The 3251-nt window shown below is 66.5% G+C and carries 1 protein-coding gene; it reads left to right on the top strand.

What is annotated here, in order from left to right; genetic code table 11:
* Positions 1–528: 528 nt before the first annotated feature.
* Positions 529–3251 (top strand): choice-of-anchor D domain-containing protein (locus VGV60_17765; protein HEV8703122.1); only part of this gene is annotated, 2723 nt, incomplete at its 3' end.

The following is a 3251-nucleotide window of genomic DNA, read 5'->3' as shown; positions in this document are numbered from 1 at the left end:
CGCGGGGTTCCAGTACCACCGGGAATACGGGACGGTGAGCAACCCGATCCAGCTGCTGCCGGGGTCGTACAACGTGACGGTGACCGCGGTGGTGAACGGCCATCGGATGAAGAGGACGGTCGGGTTCGACGTGACGACGTGCGGCTTCAACCCGACTATCATCGTCAACTTCTAGGCGAATCAGGACCGGGGGGAGCGGAAGGACGGCTGTCCTTCCGCTCCCCGCACTTGATCCACCTGTGCCTCCCGTCACCTGGCTTCGCCGGCCGTACTTCAGGCGTCCCACCGGCCGGCACTCGGCCGAACCGGGTGGATTGCACTGAAGATTTCGTTGACAGACCTCGACCTTCGGGGTATTGATTCGCGTAGAACACCGACAATTCTCTGGGGGGCTCGACACTCTACTCGTGTCAGGTAGGAGCCGTTGTTTAATGTCGGACGGCGGGGGGACCGTCTCAGAGATTTGCCACCCATCTTCGAATCCCGTTCGAATTCGGGGTCATTGCCCCATAGCCACGGAGGTGCACCATGAACTGCGTCGCCAGTCTGGTAGGTCTCTTTCCACACCGTGCATCGCTCCGGGGGGCGATGGCGTTCTCGGTGGCCATCCTGGTCGCCTGTCTTGGCCTGGTCGGCGCCGCGTTCGCCGCCGGCGACAGTCAGCCCCCGGCGGACTCGAAGAGCATCGAAATCAAGGGGAAAGGGATCACGATCAAGCATCCTCAGGACTGGATCGAGGTCCCGAGTCAGTTCGTCAACGCGCATGAGCTGTACCGAGTCCCAATGGGGCCAGCGCCCAGGACCCCGTCCGCGCAGACGCCCCGTATCCTCGTGACCACCGAGGATGCCAGGGATCACGAGCAGGCCATCCGCCGGCTCGGCGACATCGCCTCGGAGGCCTCGTCCGTGCCGCACACGTTCCGGAGCATCGGGGGGTGGCCCGCGCTGCAGCGCCGTCAGGTGCTCCCGGTCGAGCGGCCCGACTCGCAGCCGGCACCCGCCACACGTGAAACCTACGTCCGGATCACCACCGCCATCGCAGCCGGCTCGATCATCGTGCGGCTCGAAGGCTTCGTCCCCTCAGGGGCCGGGCGGACGGTTCCCGACGAACTGCTGGAGATTGGCGCGGGCCTGGCCTTCGCGACACAGGGCGACCCGGCGCGAGTCCAGCGGGAGATCGAAGAACTGCGGACGCAACACCAGCCCAGGAGTCAGTCGACGATTTCGGCGACCGCCTCGGTGACCCTGGCGTCCGCCGGAAGCGTCGTGTCGAGCGCGCACGCCGAGCCGGAGCTGAACGTCCGGGTCAACAACAGCACGTCACACGATAGCGAGATCGAAGTGGCCGTCTCCACCAACGGCCAGAACATCGTCGTCGGTAACAACGCTAGGGACTGGTCCTTCTCGAACGACGGCGGCAAGACCTGGAATTTCGGGGGGACGCTGGCCGTGCCGGGCGGGTTCTTCGCCGCGAACGGCGACCCGTCCCTGGCGTTCGGGCGCAGCGGGGCGTTTTATTACGCCTTCATCGGGTACCCGGACACCGACGCCTCGGGGGCCCGGGATGAGTGCTCGACAGTAATCGATCGATCCACGAACGGCGGTCAGACCTTCGGTTTCAGGGGGAACGCCGTCTATTGCAATGACGGCGGCGGGCCCGTGTGTTTCCCGGACCAGGAGCACATTGCCGCCGATCGCTTCAACATCGCGGCCGGCGGGGGGGACCAGGTCTATTCCGTCTGGCGACACTTCACCGGCGGCACCTGCCTCAATTCCGCCGCCGGCCCGACCGCCTCGATCGTCTGCTCGAACGACGGCGGACAGACCTGGTCGGGCGTGGCGACGATCGACGGCGGCGGCGACCGGCCCCGCATCGCCGTCGGCGCGGACGGATCGGTCCATGTCGTGTACCGGGCGGGCGGCGACATCATGTACCGCCGCTACAGCTCCTGCACGTCCGGCCTCGTCCCCGCAGGGCCTCCGGTTCCGGTGGCGCTGGGCATTCCGGGCGACGCCTCGACGTGCCCCCTGCCCGGGATCGACCGCTGCAGCTCTCCCTTCCTCTCGAGCCAGACTGTGGCGGTCGATGATACCAACCCGAGCCACATCTATGTGGCGTACGCCTTCACGACAGCGGCCGGCGTCAACGAGGAGATCTTCGTACAGGACAGCACCGATGGCGGCCTGAGCTTCCCACCGGTGAGAATCGCCGCTCTCAGCACCGGGGTGGTAGCGCGGCGCTACATGCCCTGGGCCTGCGCCGTCGGCGGAGCGGCCTATGTCGGCTGGTACGATCGCCGCAACGCCACGGGTGCCGACAACAGCCTCACGGACTATTTCGTGGGCAGCGCCTCCCTCGACGCCCTCGGTAATCTGGCGCCCGGGACTGAGTTCAAGATCAGCCGGGCGTCCGATTCGGCGTGCGCTTCCGGGTGGATCACCGACGGCACAGGTGGCAACCAGAATTGCGTTCCCCGCGACACCCCGGATTCCGAGTCCTGCACCGCGCAGCCTCAGCTCGCGGGGAGGTGCTGTCAGGTGGCGCTGTCGGGCAACAACTGCCCGGCCGGCATGGGCTCGGGCACCCCGTGTGATTTCTCCGATGGGGGGTGCCCGGGTGGGGAAGCCTGCCAGACAGGCAACGGATGCCCCAAGTACGGCGACTACAGCGGCATCACCTGCGGAGCGGGTCGATTCTACGCGGCCTGGGCCTCGGCCACCTCGCCCGCCTCGATCACACCGGCCAGCGGCAACATCGATGTCTTCGTCGACCAGAAGCTGGTCTGCTGCGTGCCCCAGATCCAGGTGCCGGGGGACCTGGCGCTCTCCGATGCCTGCGTGGGTGACTCGAGCACGACCACTCTGCAGGTGTGCAACACCGGCAAGGAGGATCTGGAGATCGACTCGATCACCTCTTCAAGCACAAAGTTCAGCGTCACGGCGCCTTCGTCGGGCTACCCGGTGGTGATCAGCCCCGACTTCTGCTTCCCGTTCCAGGTCAAGTTCACTCCGACGGGCACGGGTTCGGTTTCCGGGACGTTGACGATCACGAGCAACGATCCGGTGAACCCGACCGTCACCGTAAACGTCAGCGGCAGCGGGATCGAGAAGGACGTGCGGGTGACGGGTTCCACGGCCTTCGGCGACGTGTGCGCCGGGACCCTCGCCGAGCAGACGGTGTCGGTGTGCAACGTGGGACCGTGCGACCTGCACGTGACCTCGGTGGCGTTCGAGCCGCCGTGTGCTGATTT

Source organism: Candidatus Polarisedimenticolia bacterium, assembly GCA_036001465.1.
Lineage (GTDB): Bacteria > Acidobacteriota > Polarisedimenticolia > Gp22-AA2 > Gp22-AA2 > Gp22-AA3.
The sequence above is the reverse complement of the archived record's forward strand: the minus strand, read 5'-3'. Positions and strand labels throughout refer to the sequence as shown.